Genomic DNA, 18,512 nt, shown 5'->3' on the forward strand with positions numbered 1-18,512 from the left:
TCATTGGAAACTGAGCCTAGCAACCCTAAACAACTTTCGTTGTTTGAGTGGATAGGAGGTCAGGTAACTGATTTCCCAGAATCCCCCACTATAGCGTCAGCTTAGTGGGGGAGTATGTCAAAACATAATAACAGCCCGACTCAGCGCGGAACTCAGGGGCTGTTTGCGATCAAATTTTAGATGATTTAGATGATTTTTGCGGCTCGTAACCCGAAGTAAAGTCCAAGAGCGAGAACCGTATAACCAATTAAGATCCCAAGATAAGCAACGGCGCCAGACATAAATTTAAAACTCCTTTTTATGATTATCTATACTAGACTAGCAGATCATTGGAAGAACTAAAATTCCTTGCGCCATGAACATTTATTCGCAATATATTTTTCCCCGTCTTTTAGATTGGACAATGGCAAGTTCTAGCGTTAGTAAATATCGCAAAGCACTACTACAGGATGTGAGAGGAGAAGTGTTGGAAATTGGATTTGGGACGGGATTAAACTTAGCTTGTTATCCAGAAGAAATTCAAAAGCTGACAACCATTGATGTCAATGCTGGGATGAATAAACTTGCCCAAAAACGCATTAATAAGGTTTCATTTCCAGTTGATACTAACGTTTTGAGTGGAGAATCTTTACCCTTTGCTAGTGAATCGTTTGATAGTGTGGTCAGTACTTGGACGTTATGTAGTATTGCCAAAATAGAGCAGGCGTTACAAGAAATCTATCGCGTCCTCAAACCAGAAGGCAAATTTTTCTTTCTTGAACATGGTTTAAGTGATAATCCCAAAGTACAAAAATGGCAGCATCGCTTAACGCCGATTCAAAAAATTGTAGGAGATGGTTGCCATCTCAATCGTGATCTGAAAGCTCTTATTTCTCAACAGTTCGCTACTGTTAAATTGGAAAACTTTAAGTTAGAAAGCGAACCAGAAATTATTGGTTATCTTTACCAAGGAATTGCTACCAAATGAGTCGGTTATTAATCTACGTAGATTGCCTCAACCAATGACTAATGACTAATGACTAATGACTAATGACTAATGACTAATTATCCATATCTGAACTTGAAAACTAAAATGGTGAAGGCGAGAACAAAGGTAACAATATTTGCCAGCAAAACGGGTAAATCACCAACACTAAACCCATAAACAATCCAGAGAAAAACCCCGGTACAAAAGGTAGAAAACATCCCCAGAGAAATATCTTTTGCCGATTTTGTTTGCCACGTTTTAATGACTTGGGGGAGAAACGCAATCGTGGTTAACGTTCCAGCAGCTAAACCAATGGTTGTAAAGAAGTTTACCGGTTCCATGTGTGTGAGTAAGGGAGAGGGCTAGCAGTCGATTATAGCATTACTCGCCTGGAAACTCTTACCCCTCTATTTCCTAAAGGGTACTTAGTTTCAACGAATCGCACTCCCACTTGAGGCAGAGCCAAAAATTGCTGATAATTAAGTTTAGAGACCTGCTGTCGTTTGGGTAAATAAAGCGGTAAAATCAGTTGTAATTTCTCCGGAAGAGGTTTCTGGCTTTTCGGAAACAACATCAAACGCTTTGTTTCTGGCTTCTGGATTCACAAGAGCCTGCACAATCAATTCTGCTACATCTTCTCGGGGAATTGTTGGCGATTCGCGATCGAGCAACGTATCATTTTTCCCCACTAACAATTTGCGTTGACCTCCAGGTTCATTGAGTAAGCCGCCAGCCCGAATAATAGTATAATCAACTCCCGAGTCAATCAGATATTGTTCCGCTTTTCGCTTCCAAATTAAAATGTTGCCGTTCCCTAGTTGATTAAGGGGATGGTTTTCATTCGTCCCTCCCATCGATCCCATAAGAATAATGTGCTCAACCCCCGCTTGTTTTGCCAAATCAATTTGATTCACTTGTCCTTGATAGTCGATGATTTCTGGTGTGGCGTTTTCTGGATAAGTGAACTCAGGACGTTCTCCTTCTTGCGACGGCGCTTTCATTTGTGGAACAGCACTGGTGACAATAATCAGTGCTCGGCAATTCTGAATGGCTGGTTCGAGCGTCTTTTTTTCTCTAATATCGCCAAAATAGAAGCTCTCTATGGAATTAAAAATTTCTTTGGCTTTATCTTCAGAACGGGCAAAACCAAAACCATTAAAATTTGTTTTTTGACGTAATTTATTCAGAACAATTGAGCCGGTTCTTCCGGTTGCACCCGTCACTAAAACCTTTGCCTCAGACATATTGTTACTCGCTTCACCTTTACTCTAATCAGCATTGACTGATTTAAATGTAGCGCGGGCTCTTAGAAACTGCCTGCGAAAAGAAAGAGTTTTTCTAACTAATTTCCCCACTCGCCGTCTCAAGGTTAGGTTCGCGATGTTGCCTACGGGAACTGGCGAAGCCATCGCGCGTCTTTAACATCAGACTCTAATTCAGCAACGCCTTGCCACCAATCTTGTTACTGCCAAAACCAAAATCCGATTTTCCTCTGATTTCTAATAATTCCAATTCCATTTGGGCAAGACGGATATAACCAGGGAGATGATGCTACGGAAGGGATCGCGGAGGTTTTTTCATGAAGCCTCAGAGCGCGATCGCGTACGGAAGACACCTGTTTTCACTAAAGGTCCGGTAACCGTTGGTCAATTAGGAAAACAGAACCTGAAGTAAATGATAAAAAAGAGGCGCAATGAGTAACGCAGGGAGAAATGCGGCTACTCTCACTTTAGCAATTTCTAATAAATTCAAACCGATTCCTAGAATCATCAAACCGCCAATCCCCGTGATTAATAAAATTAAAGGATGATTTACTGGATCAGCTAAATTAGTAGCAAATAATCCAGCAAGCACAGAAATTCCCCCTTGGTAAATTAAAATCACGAAGACTGAGAAACCGACACCAATTCCATAACGGCTGGCAAAAGGAATTGATGAAATACCATCCATAATTGCCTTTAAAACCAGTAATGTATTATCCCCTAACAGTCCATTATTAATACTTCCCACGAGTGCAACCGGACCCACACAAAATAAAATACTGGTGGCAACAAATCCTTCTGTAAACTGTCCCGAATAACGAAACCGAGATTTTAACCAATCGCCTATTCCATTCAATCTTTCTTCAATACACCACCATTCCCCTAATGCACCCCCAATAATAATCGACATTAACCCTAAAATAACCCCTGGAAAGTCACCAACTTTCACTTGTGACAGTTCTCCTGCCATCGAAAAACCGAGCCAAAGTGTCAGTAAACCAATGCCTTGGGGAATAATAATTTTAATTTTTGGCGGTAGTCGTTGTTTAAGAGAAAGTCCAACAATTGTTCCAATAATAACTGTTAGAATATTAATCCAAGTGCCACTGGTTTTTAACCAAAAATCAATTAACATAGTATATAAAACAAATAAGCAGTAAGCATTGGATACTCTCTGATATAGAATTGATTATATCCAAGCAATAATGAGGTGACTTTTTCCCCCTCATCCCGATCATCGGTGGCAAATATTGATGCATTTGATATTCAATTATGGTGACTCAATTAACGCAAAAGGTTTATACTCCCGAAGAATATTTAGAGTTGGAATCAGAAGCCAAGATCCGCCACGAATTGATTAATGGAGAAATGATACCAATGGCGGGAGGAACCACTAGACATAATGAAATCGTGACTAATTTATGTGTTTTTCTCAAGCCAAGTCTACGCCAGCAGGGAAGAAGACTCTATTCAGAAAATGTGCGGTTATGGATTCCAGCCAACGAGGTGTTCACTTATCCTGATTTAATGATCCTCGATGGCGACCCCATTTATTATGAAAATACTCAAACAACGGTGACAAATCCGGTTGTGATTATTGAAGTTTTATCAGAGTCAACGCGAGATTATGACCAAGGGCGAAAATTTGGCTTTTATCGCAGTTTAGAGATGCTTCAAGACTATGTATTAGTGGATCAGGAACAATGTTCGGTGATGGTTTATCGACGGGGAAATAGGAAGGAATGGAACTTGCAAATTTCAGAAGACTTAACTGAGGTCATCGAGTTGGAGTCATTAGGCGTCAAAATCCCCCTAGAAGATATTTATGAGGGCATCTTTTAGGAATCAGTAAACTCAGGATTAACCCATTCTTGGTGTTCTTTGTGTCTTTGTGGTTAACTTCAGTGCCTCATGCTAGATTCCCCCAAACCTGGGGGCAAAGCAAAATTAAGCAAACGTGGAAAAATCTCCGTTGAGAGGGACATCTTGTAAACGTCCATTTCCCACTGCTTGCACCGCTTCTCTCAGGTCAATTTTATTGGCATAAAGAGCACGTCCTAAAATGGCACCAGTCACACCAATGGGTTCAAGCGCCAGTAAACTCAGTAAGTCAGTGATAGAACTCATTCCCCCTGAAGCAATAACCGGAATCGACACATTTTCGGCTAAGTTGCGGAGGGCATCAAGATTGGGACCAGAAAGGGTACCATCCCGATGAATATCGGTGTAAATAATCGCTGCTGCACCCTGATTTGCCATTTGTTGCGCTAAGTCTTTTGCCATCACTTCCGAGGTTTCTAACCAGCCGCGAGTGGCAACTTTCCCATTACGAGCATCAATGCCAATGGTAATCTGTTGGGGAAATTCTTGACAGAGGGCTTGTACCAATTCTGGTTCTTCCACGGCAATTGTCCCGACAATGGCATTACTCACTCCTAAAGATAACAATTCTGCAATACTGGCGCGATCGCGCAATCCACCTCCTACTTGCACTGGAATGGAAACCGTTTCGACAATTTCGGCAATGGTCTTTTGATTCATCGGTTTCCCCGCTTTTGCCCCGTCTAAATCGACCAAATGCAAACGAGTTGCCCCTTGTTCCACCCAATGCTGTGCCATTTCTACCGCGCGATCGCTGAATACCTCAACTTGGTTATAATCCCCTTGGTAGAGACGGACACATTTCCCTTCTAATACATCAATCGCTGGAATAATATCCATAATTTGTTCTTTGCCATTCGTGCTTCGTTACTTACTTATTATTGAGGCTTTCCGGTTTAACTTCCACCCCTTGTCCTGCACTAAAATCGAAACAGACAATTAACTGACCTTGTTATGAAACGACGTGAACTTCTTGCCCTGTTAGGGATTACAGGGATTGGCGGTTTTATTGCCACTCAATTCTCCAATCTTGGTCAAGCCAATGCCCAAGGAAGTGCTGATTTACTAGACAATTCTGAACTGAGTCTTGGGGAACCGCGCTTGCGCTTTGTTTCCCTCGCCGACACCGGAACCGGAAACAGGGGACAATATGCCGTCGCTAAAGCAATGACCCAATTCTATCGTCGTTCTCCCTTTCCCCTGGCACTCCTAGCCGGCGATAATATCTACAATGACGGCAAGATTGAAAAAATTGAGCCGGTTTTTGAGCGTCCTTACCAACCCTTGCTGCAACAGGGAGTCAAGTTTTATGCCTGTTTAGGCAATCACGATATTCGCACCAAAAATGGCACGCCTCAAGTGGACTATCCCTTGTTTAATATGCCGGATAGATACTATACCTTCAAGCGTTCAATTGTCCAATTTTTTGCCTTAGATACCAATCGCAATGCGAACTGGGATCGGCAGCTGGAATGGTTAGATGAACAGTTAAGCCAGTCGAGTGCCCCCTGGAAAATTGTTTTTGGTCATCATAATATTTATTCTTCCGGGGTATATGGCGTCAATCAGCGCTTAGTATCTCAACTCACCCCTTTATTTAAACACTATGATGTTCAACTTTATATTAATGGTCACGAACATCATTATGAAAGAACACAGCCGATTAATGGAACCACTTATTTAACTTGTGGTGCTGGGGCAAAACTCCGTCGAGTGGGACGATCAGATTGGACTGATTCTGCAACGAGTCAGCTTAGTTTTGCCACTTATGATGTTTATGCCGATCAAATCGCAGTTCGTGGCATTAATAAAAATGGCAAAGTTATGGATCGCGCTCTTATTCCTCGAAAGACTAACTCAAATTAAACGAAAAAATGTTCTCTCAACATCGCAACTCTTTTTTCATTTCTATTATTTTTACCTTCATTGCCAGCTTACTTACAGCTTGTAATCCGGCTCTAATTGAAAGCACCGCTTCCCAGGTTCCGCAAGTAGTCCAAGCCATTTTAAGTGATCCGAAAACCTTCAATGCGGTTCTCTCCCAAGAATCACCCAATGTTTTTGGTTTGACTTATGAAGGTTTAGTAGATCAAAATCCCCTCACGGCTGAAGTGGAACCGGCTTTAGCCAAATCTTGGGAAATTTCTGATGATAAAAAACAAATTGTTTTTACGCTTCGGGAAAATTTGCAATGGTCAGATGGCGAACCTTTAACAGCAGATGATGTTGTCTTTACTTACAATGATTTAATTCTTAATCCCAAAATTCCTAATAATATTAGAGATAGTTTAAGAATTGGCGAAAGTGGGGAGTTTCCAACTGTCGAAAAAATAGACAGTCAAACGGTGAAATTTACCGTTCCTGAACCCTTCGCACCCTTCTTACAAAGCACTGGCATTTCCATTATGCCCAAACACGCTCTTCTGGAGTCAGTGCAAACAACAGATGCGGAAGGAACCCCCCTTTTTCTATCAAAATGGGGCGTGGATACACCGCCACAAGACATTGTTGTTAATGGTCGTTATCAGTTAGCAGGATATTCGACGAGTGAGCGTGTTATTTTTGAAAAAAATCCATTTTATTGGGAAAAAGATGAACAAGGAAATCAACTGCCTTATATTGATCGTGTAATTTGGCAAATTGTTGAAAATCAAGATACTGCTTTATTACAATTTCGCTCTGGCGGCTTAGATTCAATTAGTGTTACCCCTGACTATTTTTCTTTATTAAAACGAGAAGAAGAAAGAGGAAATTTTACCATTTACAATGGCGGACCTGACTATGGAACAACTTTTATGGGATTTAATTTAAATACAGGAAGCCGCAATGGTAAGCCGCTCGTTGATCCGGTAAAATCTCGCTGGTTTAATACGCTTGCCTTCAGAAAAGCGGTCGCGTATGGCATTAATCGCCAACAGATGATTAATAATTTGTTTCGGGGTTTAGGAGAACCGCAAAATTCACCGATTTCTGTGCAGTCTCCCTATTATGACGAAGATGTAACAAGTTATGGCTACGACCCAGAAAAAGCCAAACAATTACTGTTAGACGCAGGGTTTCAATATAATAATGAAGGAAAATTATTCGATGCCGAGGGAAATCACGTTCGCTTTACCTTAATTACTAATGCCGGTAATAAGAGTCGAGAAGCCATGGGCGCACAAATTAAACAAGATTTAGCGCAAATTGGAATTACCGTTGATTTTACGCCCATTCAGTTTAATGTGTTAGTCGATAAACTGTCTAACTCTCTCGATTGGGAATGTCACTTATTAGGCTTTACCGGCGGCAATGAGCCCCATTTTGGCATTAACTTATGGCGAACAGATGGTAATTTACATACCTTTAATCAATCTGCCCGTTCGGGAACCACGCCCGTAGAAGGAAGAAAAGTGAGGGCATGGGAAAAAGAAATTGAAGCCCTTTATATTGAAGCCTCTAGAGAGTTAGATGAAAGTAAACGCAAAAACCTTTATGCCCAAGCCCAAGCAATTGTGCAGGAACATTTACCCTATATTTATTTGGTGAATCCTCTTTCCTTAGCAGCAGTGCGCGATCGCGTTCAAGGAGTTGAATACTCAGCCCTCGGTGGCGCGTTTTGGAACCTCGAAAAATTAAAACTGAGCCCAGAATAATGAGTAAGTATTAATGATCAAAAACGAATGGACTCCCAAGCCTTAAATGCTCTTTTAAATGCTGTTGCTAATGGCGAAATTTCTCCTGAAACAGCACAAGAAAAACTAAAAAATCTTACCTTTGAACCCATTGCTGATTTTGCGAAGGTTGATCATCATCGCGCTTTAAGAACGGGCTTTCCGGAGGTGATTTGGGGACCCGGAAAAACGCCCGATCAAATTGCTCAAATTATGCTGGCAATGAGCAATCGCGCGAATGTGATTATGGCAACTCGTATTGATGCCCCAGTCTTCCAGCAAGTCAAAAGCCAGATTCGAGATGTGCAGTATTATCCTCTTCCTCGCATTTGCGTTCTTGAAACGGCTTCTCCTACCCCACAACCAGGAACAATTGGGGTACTGAGTGCGGGCACCGCTGATATTCCTGTTGCGGAAGAAGCTGCCCTCACCGCCCAACTGTGTGGCTTTACGGTGAAACGGCTTTGGGATGTGGGAGTAGCAGGGATTCATCGCTTACTTAGCCATCGCGACCTTTTAAACCAAGTTAATGTGCTGATTGTGGTTGCCGGGATGGAAGGGGCATTACCGAGTGTTGTTGCGGGCATGGTCGATTGCCCCGTGATTGCGGTTCCGACCAGCATTGGTTATGGTGCGAGTTTTGAAGGAATTGCTCCTTTACTGACGATGCTCAACTCCTGTGCTGCGGGCATTGGTGTCGTTAATATTGATAATGGATTTGGTGCAGCCATTTTGGCCGGACAAATTCTGCGCACTGCCGGCAAAATTAATCGTTAATTGCTTTGACAGCCAAGCAAGCATCCGCTATAATTAGAAATCGTCTCATAACCTTGGAGAGGTGGCTGAGTGGTTGAAAGCGGCGCCCTGCTAAGGCGTTAGGGGGTTCACACCTCCTCGAGGGTTCGAATCCCTCCCTCTCCGTTTGGAAATGCATTAATCTCCCATCAACCAAATTGTCAACGCAGCGCCAAAAATGAGCGCAACGTAACCCAAGGCGGAGTTTAAAGTTTTGATGAGCTCTAAAGGGGAAAATACCACAACATTGGTAATATAGTAGCTGAGCAGAACTAGACCCAAGAAAAACGTCAATATTTTTACCATCATGTGTTCACACAAAAGAGAGATTTTCAGACGGAGCAAGAGACGATAGAATAATTGGTGATCTATTAGACCGAAATTTTAGGAAGACCTGTGCTATCTACGCTCACCGCAGACTTTCGGATTATTTTCGAGCGCGATCCTGCTGCTCGTAACTGGCTAGAAGTTATCTTGTGTTATCCGGGCTTACAAGCGATCTTATTTCATCGCTTTGCCCATTGGTTATATCGAATTGGACTGCCTCTGATTCCACGCCTCATTTCCCAATTATCTCGTTTTCTAACTGGCATTGAAATTCACCCCGGTGCGCAAATTGGAAAAGGTGTCTTTATTGATCATGGCATGGGAGTCGTTATTGGTGAAACGACGATTATTGGGGATTATGCCCTAATTTACCAAGGCGTGACCCTGGGTGGAACGGGGAAAGAAAACGGCAAGCGTCACCCTACTCTTGGCGAAAACGTTGTGGTTGGTGCCGGGGCAAAAGTCCTCGGTAACCTGCAAATTGGTAATAATGTTCGTATCGGCGCAGGATCAGTTGTTTTGCGTGATGTTCCTTCCGGTTGTACCGTTGTTGGTGTTCCCGGTCGCGTCGTTTATCGTTCTGGAGTTCGCGTTGATCCATTAGAACATGGCAGTCTTCCTGACTCAGAGGCGAATGTGATTCGAGCGTTAGTGGATCGCATTGAAACCTTAGAACAGGAAGTGCAGAATCTGCAACGTCAGCAAACTTGGACTGCTTCTGTGGTTTCTGCAACAGAGTCCTCTGAAAAATCACCACAGTGTCGGATAGAGGATCGGGAAATTCAAGAGTTCTTGCACGGAACTGGCATTTGAGAGGATTGAGATCCCCCAGGTTTTGGGGGATTAAAACGGTGTTTTTCCAAAACTAATATTCCGCAAGGGTGATAATGGGAACCTCAGGTAGTTTATTCCGCCCCGCTAAACCGGTTAGTTCGATAACAAACCCAAATCCTAAAAGGTGACAGCCAATTTTTTCTAATAAGTCGGCCGTTGCTTTTGCGGTTCCACCGGTCGCGATTAAGTCGTCCACAATGATGACTTTAGAATGGGCGGGTAAGGCATCTTGGTGCATTTCGAGTTTATCTTTGCCGTATTCTAAATCATATTCAATGCTATGGACGGCTGCTGGCAGTTTACCAGGTTTACGGACGGGCACAAAGCCAGCTTCAAACTGATAGGCAAGGGTAGGACCAAATAAAAAGCCTCGGGATTCAATGCCGATCACATAGTCAGGGATCAGGTTAGCGTCTCGGAACTTATTTTCAAAACTCTCAACCGTGTAGCGCAGTCCCTCGCGATCGCGCAGTAAAGTTGTAATATCACGAAAGATAATGCCCTCTTTGGGAAAGTCTGGAATATCGCGAATCAGTGCTTTTATATCCATAGATCAACTCTGGTTTACGTCCTTATGGATTATCGCATTTAACTAACGTGAGCGAGAATTCCCCCATCTCATTGATCAATGTTTGCTACAAAATGATATCCTTTAACTCATTAACGGTCGAATTTGATCGGCTAGATTTTGGCTAGACGTATCTGCTGTTAGAATTTCGATTTGTTCAGCATTGTTCACACCTAACCCTAATTCGGTTGCCCGTTGAATTTGTTCCAAGTCCCAAATTGACCCTTGGGAAACTTGCTCTGTGGTTCCTAATGATCGCAGTATAGCTAATCCCACAACATCTACTGCCACGCGATCGCGCCCCGCAATCATGACATTGGCAGGGACTTTTTTGCCATTAGCGGGTCCGCCATTGACAAAGGCTTCCACGCCATCGAGTAAGACGAGACTGGGATCATAGGCAGCATTCACTTCCGCAATCATCTTCCGTTGGTGCGGGGAAGAATGCAAATCTCCCATGTAATTAAACGAGTCACCCGGGACATATTTAGCCACCAGGCCAATGCTATTTTTCAGAGAGAGAGTAAAGTGTCCACCAAAGCGATGGGTTTTCAGACAGCAGGTATTAATCACCGCATCTGCATCTAAAATCGGACGCGCGATCGCGAAACCTTGTTGCCAGTGGGTGCCTTCTTGATCAAAATACTGCCATTGTTCAGCCGACATTTCATCAAAGACAATCGTTTCTAACCCGCGCTTTTCTGCCAACTCAAACACCCCTTTCCGTTCCATGGCTTGGCGAGTATCTGCCATGCCTGCGCGATCGCCAATAGTCATTTTTCCGGGTTGAGTCTTTTCAATTTCTGTAATCAGGCTATCGAGTAAGTCGGTATCGGTTGCAGCGGGTGCGGGATCGCCTGTATTGTAATTGGGTTTAATAAAAACAGTTTTGTCCGTAAAGCCATCGGGTTGGAGAAGATCAAGAATTTTGGGAACGGCGGAAGCGCGATTGTCGGTTTTGAGAAGTGCAACGCGAGAAACCTGGTCTGGCGATGGATTGCCCTTTAATTGCACTGAAGAGGCGCTTGGCGCTTGGGAATTACCTGATTTGCCCAAGCCACAAGCAGAGGGGAGAATCGCAGCCCCGGTGGCTAGACCCAGCAAACGTAACATTTGACGGCGTTTATAGTTGAAATAAGACATGGTTAATCGGTTTGGTTTAAGTTTCGGAAAAAATGATGTTGTTTGGAAGATGATTTGACGGGAAAACGTGTGATCTTGAATTTCAATCTTGATTACCCACTCATTTAAACTTAGCTCATTCAGAAATGATTTGTCTCAATTCAATTGATGATTAGCATATAAAACTGTTATTTTTTATTAAAAAATAGAAAAGTTATGATTGATTTTGTAATAAAAATAATTGAGTCAAAATCCTTTTAAGACTTCTATTTTAATTTGTATTTTCATGGCTCGTTTGGGTATTCTACTGGTTGGTGATGGCTTAGAAACTTGGTATTTAAATTTACAAAAACCAATAAGCAGTCATGCAAAATAAATTGCCTATTACAGTTAACTAGTCTATCCTGATAAAAATGAGAGCAAACAGACAATTTTTATGAAATTCATTAGAGACTTAAATCCCTTTTTGCTTTTTGCTGTCGTAGCACTTAAGCAAATTAGTCAGCTCTACTCGCTCAAAAATAAGTAATATTACGGTAGTATTAATACTGAAATAATAATATGCTCATTATCATTAGTGATCTTGAGTGATACATAGGGAGTTAGCAAGCATGAGTGTGAATATCCAACAGTCTCTTTTGGAAAGTAGTTTATTAGGAACTGATGAGGGCGATACTGTTGTTGTCACTCCAGGAAGTATTGTTATGGCATCTATCGATACACTGGGGGGAGATGACAAAATCAGCGCTGAGGCTACCGGATCTGACAGCATCGGCATTTCTTGCAGTGCGATTAAGAGTGGCAGTGGTAATGATATGATCACCGGTATGGGAGAGTCCGATGGCATTTCTTACAGTACGATTAATGGTGGCAGCGATAATGACATTATTACTGGCAAAGGTAGCGGAATTGACAGCACCGGCATCTCGAACAGTGCAATCAAGGGCGGCGATGGTGATGACATCATCACCGGTATAGGAAAGTCCTACGGCATCTCGAACAGTGCGATTGATGGCGGCAGTGGCAATGATGAAATTATCGCCACTGGAGGGATCTTTAACAGTGCGATCAAGGGCGGTAGCGGTAATGATACCTTCAACATTGAAAGAGGGATAGGCAGTATTATCGGGGGTGAAGACAGGGACCTTCTAATTCTGGAGGGTTTGAAGTCGGAATATGCTTTTATGGGGATAGACCCAGAAAATCTCAATGTCTATATTATGCAACCTGACACGAGCACGTATTTAAACGTCAGCGAAGTGGAGCGCTTCCAATTTGCAGACAACACATTTGCCTATGATGATTTGTTTTGATTGGTTTGTAGAGCAAGTAGTGAACTGGAGTTGCGAGTAAAAGGGTTAGAAAGAAAGTCAGAAAATTGATTTAAACCTGGAGAGGATCAAAAAGCATGAAATTTCCCAATGGCTTATTCATTCTGACCAACGGTCATCCGCAGGCAAGGGGTCGTCGCCGGAATTTAATTCCGGACGGACCAACGGTTCGCCGCAAGCCCCGGAATTCGATTCCGGGGAACGGCGAACTTCTTTGCGCGGACGCAGGTTCCGCGCCCAGTCCTCCGCTTGTGAACCCCGTTCCGTCGTCTCACGGCGGAGTACGGATGACTTTCAGGACATTTTGATTCAGCGCGATGCTGCTACCTACTGCATCATAAACTTTCCAGCCCAATGTTAAGAGCGAATTTAGCTTAAAGAGTCTTGTTGCTGTGCCTGAAAAAAACAAGATTGATCCAGAGTGAGACTGTAAGGATGAGAGGACAAACTAACATGGTGATTGATGAATTTCTCCCAGACTTGGGTTAGGAGGGCGAGAAATTGCAAAACACCTTTGATTCTCTCATTCATGTTTAAAAAGCTCAGTGAACAATTCCCAGATCTCAATCGCACCGTTTGGATTCTTGCCTTTGGGCGGTTACTTTCAGAAATTGGGACGGGATTTGTCCTATTTTATGCCTCGATTTTCTTTGTCAATCAAGTGGGTTTATCCGCAACCTTAGTGGGAATTGGTATTGGTAGTGGTCAAGTGGCAGGGGTACTGGGACGCTTTTGGGGTGGCGTTTTTACCGATAGCCAAGCTTGGGGGAGACGACGCACCCTCTTACTCTCTGCTGCGGTGTCCGTTTTAGCGGATATTGTCCTCGGCTTAACTTATAATTTTCCAACCTTACTTCTAGGAAACTTGATTCTTGGCTTAGGAGTTGGGCTCTATTGGCCAGCAACGGAAGCGGTAATTGCCGATATTACCACCCCTAATCAACGTAATGAAGCCTTTGCGATTACCCGGGTTGCGGATAGTTTAGGCTTAGGAATTGGAGTGGTTTTAGGCGGATTAATTATTAGTACCGCTGGCAATTATCGTTTATTATTTGCAGCCGATGGCATTTCGTTTCTCGTTTTCTTTGCCGTCATTTATTTTGCGGTCGAGGAAAGTTATCAATTCGAGGAACAAGCAAGCACTCAGAATAATCCATTTCAAGGTTGGGGGATTGCCTTGCGCGATCGCGCTTTTGTGATCTTTCTTGCGATTAATGTCCTTTTTACCACCTACATTTCCCAAATTCAAAGTACCCTTCCCCTCTACTTCCGCAACTATGTTCATACGGGCGGAGACGAACTCGGCTTTTCGCCGCCAATCATTAGCGCTCTCTTCACTTGGTATATTACCTTTGCTGCGATTATGCAGTTACCCATGGCGCGATTTTTAAACCGTTTCCGACGCGCCCAAGCCCTCACCTTTTCCTTGTCGCTTTGGCTGGTGGGCTTTGTGTTAATTTGGGTAACAGGCCTTACCCAACACGCCCCACTCCTGACTGCCATTGTGACGTTAGGGATTTTGAGCCTAAGCTTAAACAGCTATACCCCTTCTGCTTCCTCTCTGGTTGCTGATATTGCCCCTGCTTCTTTGCGCGGTGTATATTTATCTTTAAATTCCCAATGTTGGGCAGTGGGGTTTTTTATTGGTCCGCCATCGGGTGGATGGGCACTGGATCAAAGCCGAATCATTACCGATTCGTATTGGCTGGTGGCTGCGGCGACGACTTTAATTGGCATCCTTGTATTGCGCTATTTGAATCAACTTCTAAAGTCATGAAATATCTCTTGTCTTTTCTGTTAGGGATTTTGGTTTTGATAACAATCAGCAGTTGTCAAGACTTTTCTCCACGAAATCCTCAAGTCTCCTCAAATGATCAAACTGTTGAGTCAACGCCGAGTCTAGAAGCCTTCGATCTAGCGGCAGAAAACTGGCAAACGATCCAAGGAGAAGGGATGAGTTTATCGCTTCCCGAGAGTTATCAGGGTGGGAATCCAGTGCGGGATTTGAATGAAATTGAAACGGCATTTACTCGTCTTGATGAGGGCTATAGTAAACGATTGCAACCAATTAAGCAAAATCTTGAGCAAACCGCTTTCATTGCCGTTGATGCGCGATCGCTGACACCCGATGCTCTCACCAACGTTAATGTCGTTCAACACCCACTCCCTCAGGAAACCTCTCTAGAAGACTATCTTGGACAAGTCGCGCAGCAACTGAGACCAACTCACCAAATCGAAGAAGAAACTATCATCACTCAAAATCAATCTTCTCTCGGACGGATTGTCGCTAAGGTAACCACAGAAAAAGGGGTAAGCATGAAACAATTATTTTATATCCAACCGCAGGGGGAAACGATTTGGATTGCCACCTATACCACCCCAACCAGTGAATTTCAGGGAAGATTGGCGAACTTTGAACAAAGCATTACTAGTTTGAAGGTTGAAACTTAAACGCAACACACGCCTTGTTTAAAATTAAAACAAGTAGAGCCGAAAATAAAGAACCAATAACGAATCACTCATCACAAAATCGTGCAACTAAACCAAGTAATCATCGCCTACAAAACAGGTGACAAAGAAAGTAAAAAGTGGGCAGAAACTTGCGCGAAAGCCTTAGAAAAACGGGGTTGTAAGGTGCTAGTTGGTCCGAGTGGAATCAAAGACAACCCCTATCCAGTCTTTTTATCCTCGGTGGGCAATGAAATTGACTTAGCAATTGTTTTAGGAGGCGATGGTACAGCCTTAGCAGCGGCACGACAATTAGCCCCTGAAGGGGTCCAGATTTTAGCGGTCAATGTTGGCGGACATTTAGGCTTTTTAACGGAACCCTTTGAGTTATTTCAAGATATTGAAAACCTCCTTGACCGCTTGGAATCTGATCGTTATGCCATACAACGGCGAATGATGCTGCAAGCACAAGTATTGGAAGGAGGGAGAATTAAGCCCGAACCCATGAGTGACCGCTTCTTTTGCTTGAATGAAATGTGTGTCAAACCTGCCAGTGTGGATCGCATGATCACTTCTATTTTAGAAATGGAAGTGGATGGAGAAATAGTGGAACAATTTCAAGGGGATGGTTTAATCATTGCAACACCAACCGGTTCCACCTGTTACACTGCTTCGGCCAATGGTCCCATTGTTCATCCGGGCATGGAAGCGATGGTGGTCACACCGATTTGCCCCCTCAGTCTTTCCAGTCGCCCTTTAGTTCTCCCACCGGGTTCAGTGGTCAATGTTTGGCCCCTAGAAGAAACTGAACCTTCTACCAAACTCTGGACTGATGGTTCACTGGGAACGACAATTTGGCCCGGACAACGAGTATCTGTGACCATGGCGAATTGCTTAGCTAAATATATTATTCTACGGGAAGATCATTCTTTTTATCACACCTTACGAGAAAAACTAATGTGGGCAGGAACCCGCATTCACTACACCAATGATCATCGCAATGGACATCCTTAGCTAACTTGTTGGGCGGATTCAGCCGATTGAGCTAATTCTCGCACCACTCGCGAAGCATAAGGACGAATCATCCACCACAAAAATGGTGATAACCAGCCCCGTAACGTGATGGAACAAGAAACATAAGTGCCAATCAGGGTTGATTCGACCTGATAAGTCACGCGATTTTCTAATCCCGGAATCGCCAGGACTCGTAAACTTAGGAATTCACCGGGATTGACTTTTTCCACAAAGACACGGATTGGAATCGGCATCAGCCGCGTTACCGCTTGATAAATTAAGCCGGGTTTCGCTCGTAACCCCTGAGGGGCATTGGTATGATCGAGCAGGGGATTCCAAGATACATCTCCGAGGTTAATCAGTTTTTCCCACAAAACGTCCACCGGTGCATTGCTGAGTACCCGATACGTTTTGTAAAGGGAAAACTGGCAGCAAATTCGTTCCTTTTTTGCGATGAACTTAAACGAAAAATTAAGAATCACAACATATCTCCTGATCCATTACGCCCAGGCAAGTATCCTATTTTAGGAAAATTACCTGGTTTTGAGTACATCGCTCAAGAATAGTTTGTAAAAATTTATTAGTCATTAAAGTCATGAGTGTAAAAGATACTGAAGTTAGCGCTGCTAAAAATCAATTCGTGCCGCCCGAAGATGCAAAAGCTCGCGTGAGAAAATTTATGATGACGCTACAAGATGACATTTGTAGTAGTTTAGAAGCGTTGGATGGCAGTGGTCAAACCTTCCGAGAAGATAGTTGGGAACGGGAAGAAGGCGGTGGCGGTCGATCGCGCGTGATCAAAGAAGGCGATTTATTTGAACAAGGGGGAGTTAACTTTTCCGAAGTCTTTGGTACCCAACTTCCCTCCTCCATTTTGAAACAACGTCCGGAAGCAGAAGGACATGAATTTTTTGCCACGGGAACTTCTATGGTGTTACACCCCCGCCACCCCTACGTCCCGACGGTTCACCTCAATTATCGCTATTTTGAAGCGGGTCCAGTTTGGTGGTTTGGCGGGGGCGCTGATTTAACCCCCTATTATCCTTTTGCCGAAGATGCCATTCATTTTCACCAGACCTTTAAAACTAGCTGCGATCGTCATCATCAAGACTATTACCCTGTCTTTAAGCGCTGGTGCGATGAGTATTTCTACATCAAACATCGCCAAGAAAATCGCGGGATTGGCGGTATCTTTTTTGATTATCAAGATGGTCAAGGAGAACTCTATCGCGGACCCGATCCAGAAGGAAAAGCAGGGCAATACAGTAAGCAATTAGGGGCAATTGAACCGCGCACATGGGAAGACTTATTTACCTTTGTTCAAGACTGTGGTAATGCGTTTTTACCTGCTTATACACCGATTGCCAAAGCACGTCGTAGCATTGACTATGGCGAACGGGAACGGAACTTCCAACTCTATCGCCGCGGACGCTATGTGGAATTTAATTTGGTTTATGACCGCGGCACGATTTTTGGTTTGCAAACTAAAGGGCGCATTGAATCAATTTTAATGTCATTACCGCCACTGGTACGTTGGGAATACTGCTATCACCCTGAACCCAATACACCGGAAGCTGAACTGTATGATGTCTTCCTGAAACCTCAAGACTGGGTTAATTGGAACCAAAAAAGGTAAGTTGTAAACGGTCCATACACTTAGGACAAGAAGCATCTCATGACCGCTGACTTCATTGCTACAATTACGATAAGCCCCCCACTAAGGGGGTTTATTGGCTTTAGTTCCTTATTTTTTATAGATGGCTCAGTCCTTCAAGGAATGTTTTAAGAAAGCAGGAATCCTGAATTTTTTTGATCAAAAAGATCTGTTTTCATCATAAAAAGTACCAACCCAAATAGTCAGATAATTGAGTGGTAATTGTAGCGATAAAATGAGACATAAAACCAATTCAATCTCTGACAATGTAGTGATTAATCAATGCCCAATCTAACCCCCTTCAGTCAATCAGTAATAATGTTTAACATTAATGGGGATGGCAGAAAATAAAGATGATTGCAGCAGTTCATCTCCAAAGTGAACTCAGTCAGTCTTTTAATCGGGCAGTACGCTTGTTGGTTTTAACCGTCAAAGAACGCTGAATCGCTAATGTCATAGGAAAAGTGATGACCATTATCTATTACTAAGGGGGGACTTGGCAAATTTTCTTAGAAACGAGACAATGGTTAGAATAAACAACCTGTCTATAATTAAAGAAACTGACATAAAATCTGTGGATACTCTTCGCACTCTTTCTGATACTAAACGGACCTTCTATACACTCCATACCCGTCCTCTGAACTCAATCTACCGCC

20 protein-coding genes and 1 tRNA gene are annotated in these 18,512 nt (G+C 43.2%); 13 read left to right on the forward strand and 8 right to left on the reverse strand.

All coding sequences use genetic code 11. From position 1 onward, the window contains the following. Positions 1-185: 185 nt before the first annotated feature. Positions 186-281 carry a cytochrome b6-f complex subunit PetL gene (gene petL / locus GVY04_12715; protein ID NBD16962.1) on the reverse strand — a complete coding sequence of 32 codons (96 nt, stop codon included), beginning with the start codon at positions 279-281 and terminating at the stop codon, positions 186-188. Positions 282-355: 74 nt separating this feature from the next. On the opposite strand from petL, the gene GVY04_12720 reads away from it, so the two are divergent. Beyond that, positions 356-967, forward strand: a complete 612-nt coding sequence (locus GVY04_12720) for a methyltransferase domain-containing protein (GenBank protein NBD16963.1) — start codon at positions 356-358, stop codon at positions 965-967. A 77-nt stretch (positions 968-1,044) separates the two neighbouring features. Here GVY04_12720 and GVY04_12725 read toward each other — a convergent pair whose 3' ends face one another. The 3 genes from GVY04_12725 to GVY04_12735 all read right to left on the reverse strand — a co-directional run bounded on the left by GVY04_12725 (position 1,045) and on the right by GVY04_12735 (position 3,364). Beyond that, the gene (locus GVY04_12725) at positions 1,045-1,308 is read right to left on the reverse strand and encodes a hypothetical protein (GenBank protein ID NBD16964.1); all 264 of its coding nucleotides are present in this window, start codon (positions 1,306-1,308) and stop codon (positions 1,045-1,047) included. 144 nt (positions 1,309-1,452) lie between these two features. After that, a complete protein-coding gene (locus GVY04_12730; GenBank protein ID NBD16965.1) occupies positions 1,453-2,211 on the reverse strand; it encodes an NAD(P)H-binding protein in 759 nt (252 codons plus the stop codon). Between the two features lie 406 nt (positions 2,212-2,617). Further along, on the reverse strand, positions 2,618-3,364 hold the full coding sequence (locus GVY04_12735; GenBank protein NBD16966.1) for a DUF554 family protein: 747 nt from the start codon (positions 3,362-3,364) through the stop codon (positions 2,618-2,620). A gap of 137 nt (positions 3,365-3,501) precedes the next feature. Here GVY04_12735 and GVY04_12740 point away from each other — a divergent pair, with 137 nt between their 5' ends. Then, positions 3,502-4,071, forward strand: coding sequence for a Uma2 family endonuclease (locus GVY04_12740; protein ID NBD16967.1), 570 nt, complete (start codon positions 3,502-3,504; stop codon positions 4,069-4,071). Positions 4,072-4,176: 105 nt separating this feature from the next. Here the strand turns inward: GVY04_12740 and hisA are convergent, their stop codons facing one another. Next, positions 4,177-4,950, reverse strand: coding sequence for a 1-(5-phosphoribosyl)-5-[(5-phosphoribosylamino)methylideneamino]imidazole-4-carboxamide isomerase (gene hisA / locus GVY04_12745; GenBank protein ID NBD16968.1), 774 nt, complete (start codon positions 4,948-4,950; stop codon positions 4,177-4,179). Between the two features lie 114 nt (positions 4,951-5,064). Between hisA and GVY04_12750 the strand changes: the two genes are divergently transcribed. The 5 genes from GVY04_12750 (at position 5,065) to cysE (ending at position 9,698) form a co-directional block, all read left to right on the forward strand. Beyond that, entirely contained in the window at positions 5,065-5,976 is a 912-nt protein-coding gene (locus GVY04_12750; protein ID NBD16969.1) for a metallophosphoesterase, read from the forward strand. An 8-nt stretch (positions 5,977-5,984) separates the two neighbouring features. Further along, the gene (locus GVY04_12755; protein ID NBD16970.1) at positions 5,985-7,745 is read left to right on the forward strand and encodes an ABC transporter substrate-binding protein; all 1,761 of its coding nucleotides are present in this window, start codon (positions 5,985-5,987) and stop codon (positions 7,743-7,745) included. A gap of 27 nt (positions 7,746-7,772) precedes the next feature. Next, the gene (gene larB / locus GVY04_12760) at positions 7,773-8,540 is read left to right on the forward strand and encodes a nickel pincer cofactor biosynthesis protein LarB (protein ID NBD16971.1); all 768 of its coding nucleotides are present in this window, start codon (positions 7,773-7,775) and stop codon (positions 8,538-8,540) included. A gap of 55 nt (positions 8,541-8,595) precedes the next feature. Beyond that, positions 8,596-8,684 (forward strand) — tRNA-Ser (locus GVY04_12765). A gap of 270 nt (positions 8,685-8,954) precedes the next feature. Continuing rightward, positions 8,955-9,698 carry a serine O-acetyltransferase gene (cysE, locus tag GVY04_12770; GenBank protein NBD16972.1) on the forward strand — a complete coding sequence of 248 codons (744 nt, stop codon included), beginning with the start codon at positions 8,955-8,957 and terminating at the stop codon, positions 9,696-9,698. A gap of 52 nt (positions 9,699-9,750) precedes the next feature. On the opposite strand, the gene GVY04_12775 is transcribed toward cysE, so the two are convergent. Together GVY04_12775 and GVY04_12780 are read right to left on the reverse strand one after the other, a co-directional pair. Continuing rightward, entirely contained in the window at positions 9,751-10,269 is a 519-nt protein-coding gene (locus tag GVY04_12775) for an adenine phosphoribosyltransferase (protein ID NBD16973.1), read from the reverse strand. 102 nt (positions 10,270-10,371) lie between these two features. Beyond that, positions 10,372-11,430 (reverse strand): DUF362 domain-containing protein, encoded by a 1,059-nt coding sequence (locus GVY04_12780; protein NBD16974.1) that lies wholly within the window; start codon positions 11,428-11,430, stop codon positions 10,372-10,374. A gap of 590 nt (positions 11,431-12,020) precedes the next feature. Here GVY04_12780 and GVY04_12785 point away from each other — a divergent pair. From GVY04_12785 to GVY04_12800, 4 genes are all read left to right on the forward strand, one after another. After that, complete coding sequence (locus GVY04_12785; protein ID NBD16975.1) at positions 12,021-12,722, forward strand: hypothetical protein; 702 nt, start codon at positions 12,021-12,023, stop codon at positions 12,720-12,722. Positions 12,723-13,269: 547 nt separating this feature from the next. Continuing rightward, complete coding sequence (locus tag GVY04_12790) at positions 13,270-14,517, forward strand: MFS transporter (GenBank protein NBD16976.1); 1,248 nt, start codon at positions 13,270-13,272, stop codon at positions 14,515-14,517. Beyond that, positions 14,514-15,191, forward strand: coding sequence for a hypothetical protein (locus GVY04_12795; protein NBD16977.1), 678 nt, complete (start codon positions 14,514-14,516; stop codon positions 15,189-15,191). Before GVY04_12790 ends, GVY04_12795 begins: the two co-directional genes overlap by 4 nt. A gap of 81 nt (positions 15,192-15,272) precedes the next feature. After that, positions 15,273-16,202, forward strand: coding sequence for an NAD(+) kinase (locus GVY04_12800; GenBank protein ID NBD16978.1), 930 nt, complete (start codon positions 15,273-15,275; stop codon positions 16,200-16,202). On the opposite strand, the gene GVY04_12805 is transcribed toward GVY04_12800, so the two are convergent. Next, a complete protein-coding gene (locus GVY04_12805; protein ID NBD16979.1) occupies positions 16,199-16,684 on the reverse strand; it encodes an SRPBCC family protein in 486 nt (161 codons plus the stop codon). The two genes, GVY04_12800 and GVY04_12805, sit on opposite strands and share 4 nt — an antisense overlap. 113 nt (positions 16,685-16,797) lie before the next feature. On the opposite strand from GVY04_12805, the gene hemF reads away from it, so the two are divergent. Further along, a complete protein-coding gene (gene hemF, locus GVY04_12810; protein NBD16980.1) occupies positions 16,798-17,838 on the forward strand; it encodes an oxygen-dependent coproporphyrinogen oxidase in 1,041 nt (346 codons plus the stop codon). Between the two features lie 592 nt (positions 17,839-18,430). Beyond that, a partial coding sequence (locus GVY04_12815) for a photosystem II biogenesis protein Psp29 (protein ID NBD16981.1) occupies positions 18,431-18,512 on the forward strand: 82 nt, incomplete at its 3' end.

It is taken from the genome of Cyanobacteria bacterium GSL.Bin1 (assembly GCA_009909085.1).
GTDB lineage: Bacteria > Cyanobacteriota > Cyanobacteriia > Cyanobacteriales > Rubidibacteraceae > Halothece.

Excerpts from the sequence above, each read along its gene's own strand:
- petL (NBD16962.1), bottom strand. The coding sequence starts at position 281 with ATGTCTGGCGCCGTTGCTTATCTTGGGATCTTAATTGGTTATACGGTT.
- larB (NBD16971.1), top strand. The coding sequence starts at position 7,773 with ATGGACTCCCAAGCCTTAAATGCTCTTTTAAATGCTGTTGCTAATGGC.
- GVY04_12780 (NBD16974.1), bottom strand. The coding sequence starts at position 11,430 with ATGTCTTATTTCAACTATAAACGCCGTCAAATGTTACGTTTGCTGGGT.
- hisA (NBD16968.1), bottom strand. The coding sequence starts at position 4,950 with ATGGATATTATTCCAGCGATTGATGTATTAGAAGGGAAATGTGTCCGT.
- GVY04_12720 (NBD16963.1), top strand. The coding sequence starts at position 356 with ATGAACATTTATTCGCAATATATTTTTCCCCGTCTTTTAGATTGGACA.
- hemF (NBD16980.1), top strand. The coding sequence starts at position 16,798 with ATGAGTGTAAAAGATACTGAAGTTAGCGCTGCTAAAAATCAATTCGTG.
- GVY04_12775 (NBD16973.1), bottom strand. The coding sequence starts at position 10,269 with ATGGATATAAAAGCACTGATTCGCGATATTCCAGACTTTCCCAAAGAG.
- GVY04_12730 (NBD16965.1), bottom strand. The coding sequence starts at position 2,211 with ATGTCTGAGGCAAAGGTTTTAGTGACGGGTGCAACCGGAAGAACCGGC.
- GVY04_12790 (NBD16976.1), top strand. The coding sequence starts at position 13,270 with ATGTTTAAAAAGCTCAGTGAACAATTCCCAGATCTCAATCGCACCGTT.
- GVY04_12740 (NBD16967.1), top strand. The coding sequence starts at position 3,502 with ATGGTGACTCAATTAACGCAAAAGGTTTATACTCCCGAAGAATATTTA.
- GVY04_12785 (NBD16975.1), top strand. The coding sequence starts at position 12,021 with ATGAGTGTGAATATCCAACAGTCTCTTTTGGAAAGTAGTTTATTAGGA.
- GVY04_12735 (NBD16966.1), bottom strand. The coding sequence starts at position 3,364 with ATGTTAATTGATTTTTGGTTAAAAACCAGTGGCACTTGGATTAATATT.
- GVY04_12725 (NBD16964.1), bottom strand. The coding sequence starts at position 1,308 with ATGGAACCGGTAAACTTCTTTACAACCATTGGTTTAGCTGCTGGAACG.
- GVY04_12750 (NBD16969.1), top strand. The coding sequence starts at position 5,065 with ATGAAACGACGTGAACTTCTTGCCCTGTTAGGGATTACAGGGATTGGC.
- GVY04_12795 (NBD16977.1), top strand. The coding sequence starts at position 14,514 with ATGAAATATCTCTTGTCTTTTCTGTTAGGGATTTTGGTTTTGATAACA.
- GVY04_12755 (NBD16970.1), top strand. The coding sequence starts at position 5,985 with ATGTTCTCTCAACATCGCAACTCTTTTTTCATTTCTATTATTTTTACC.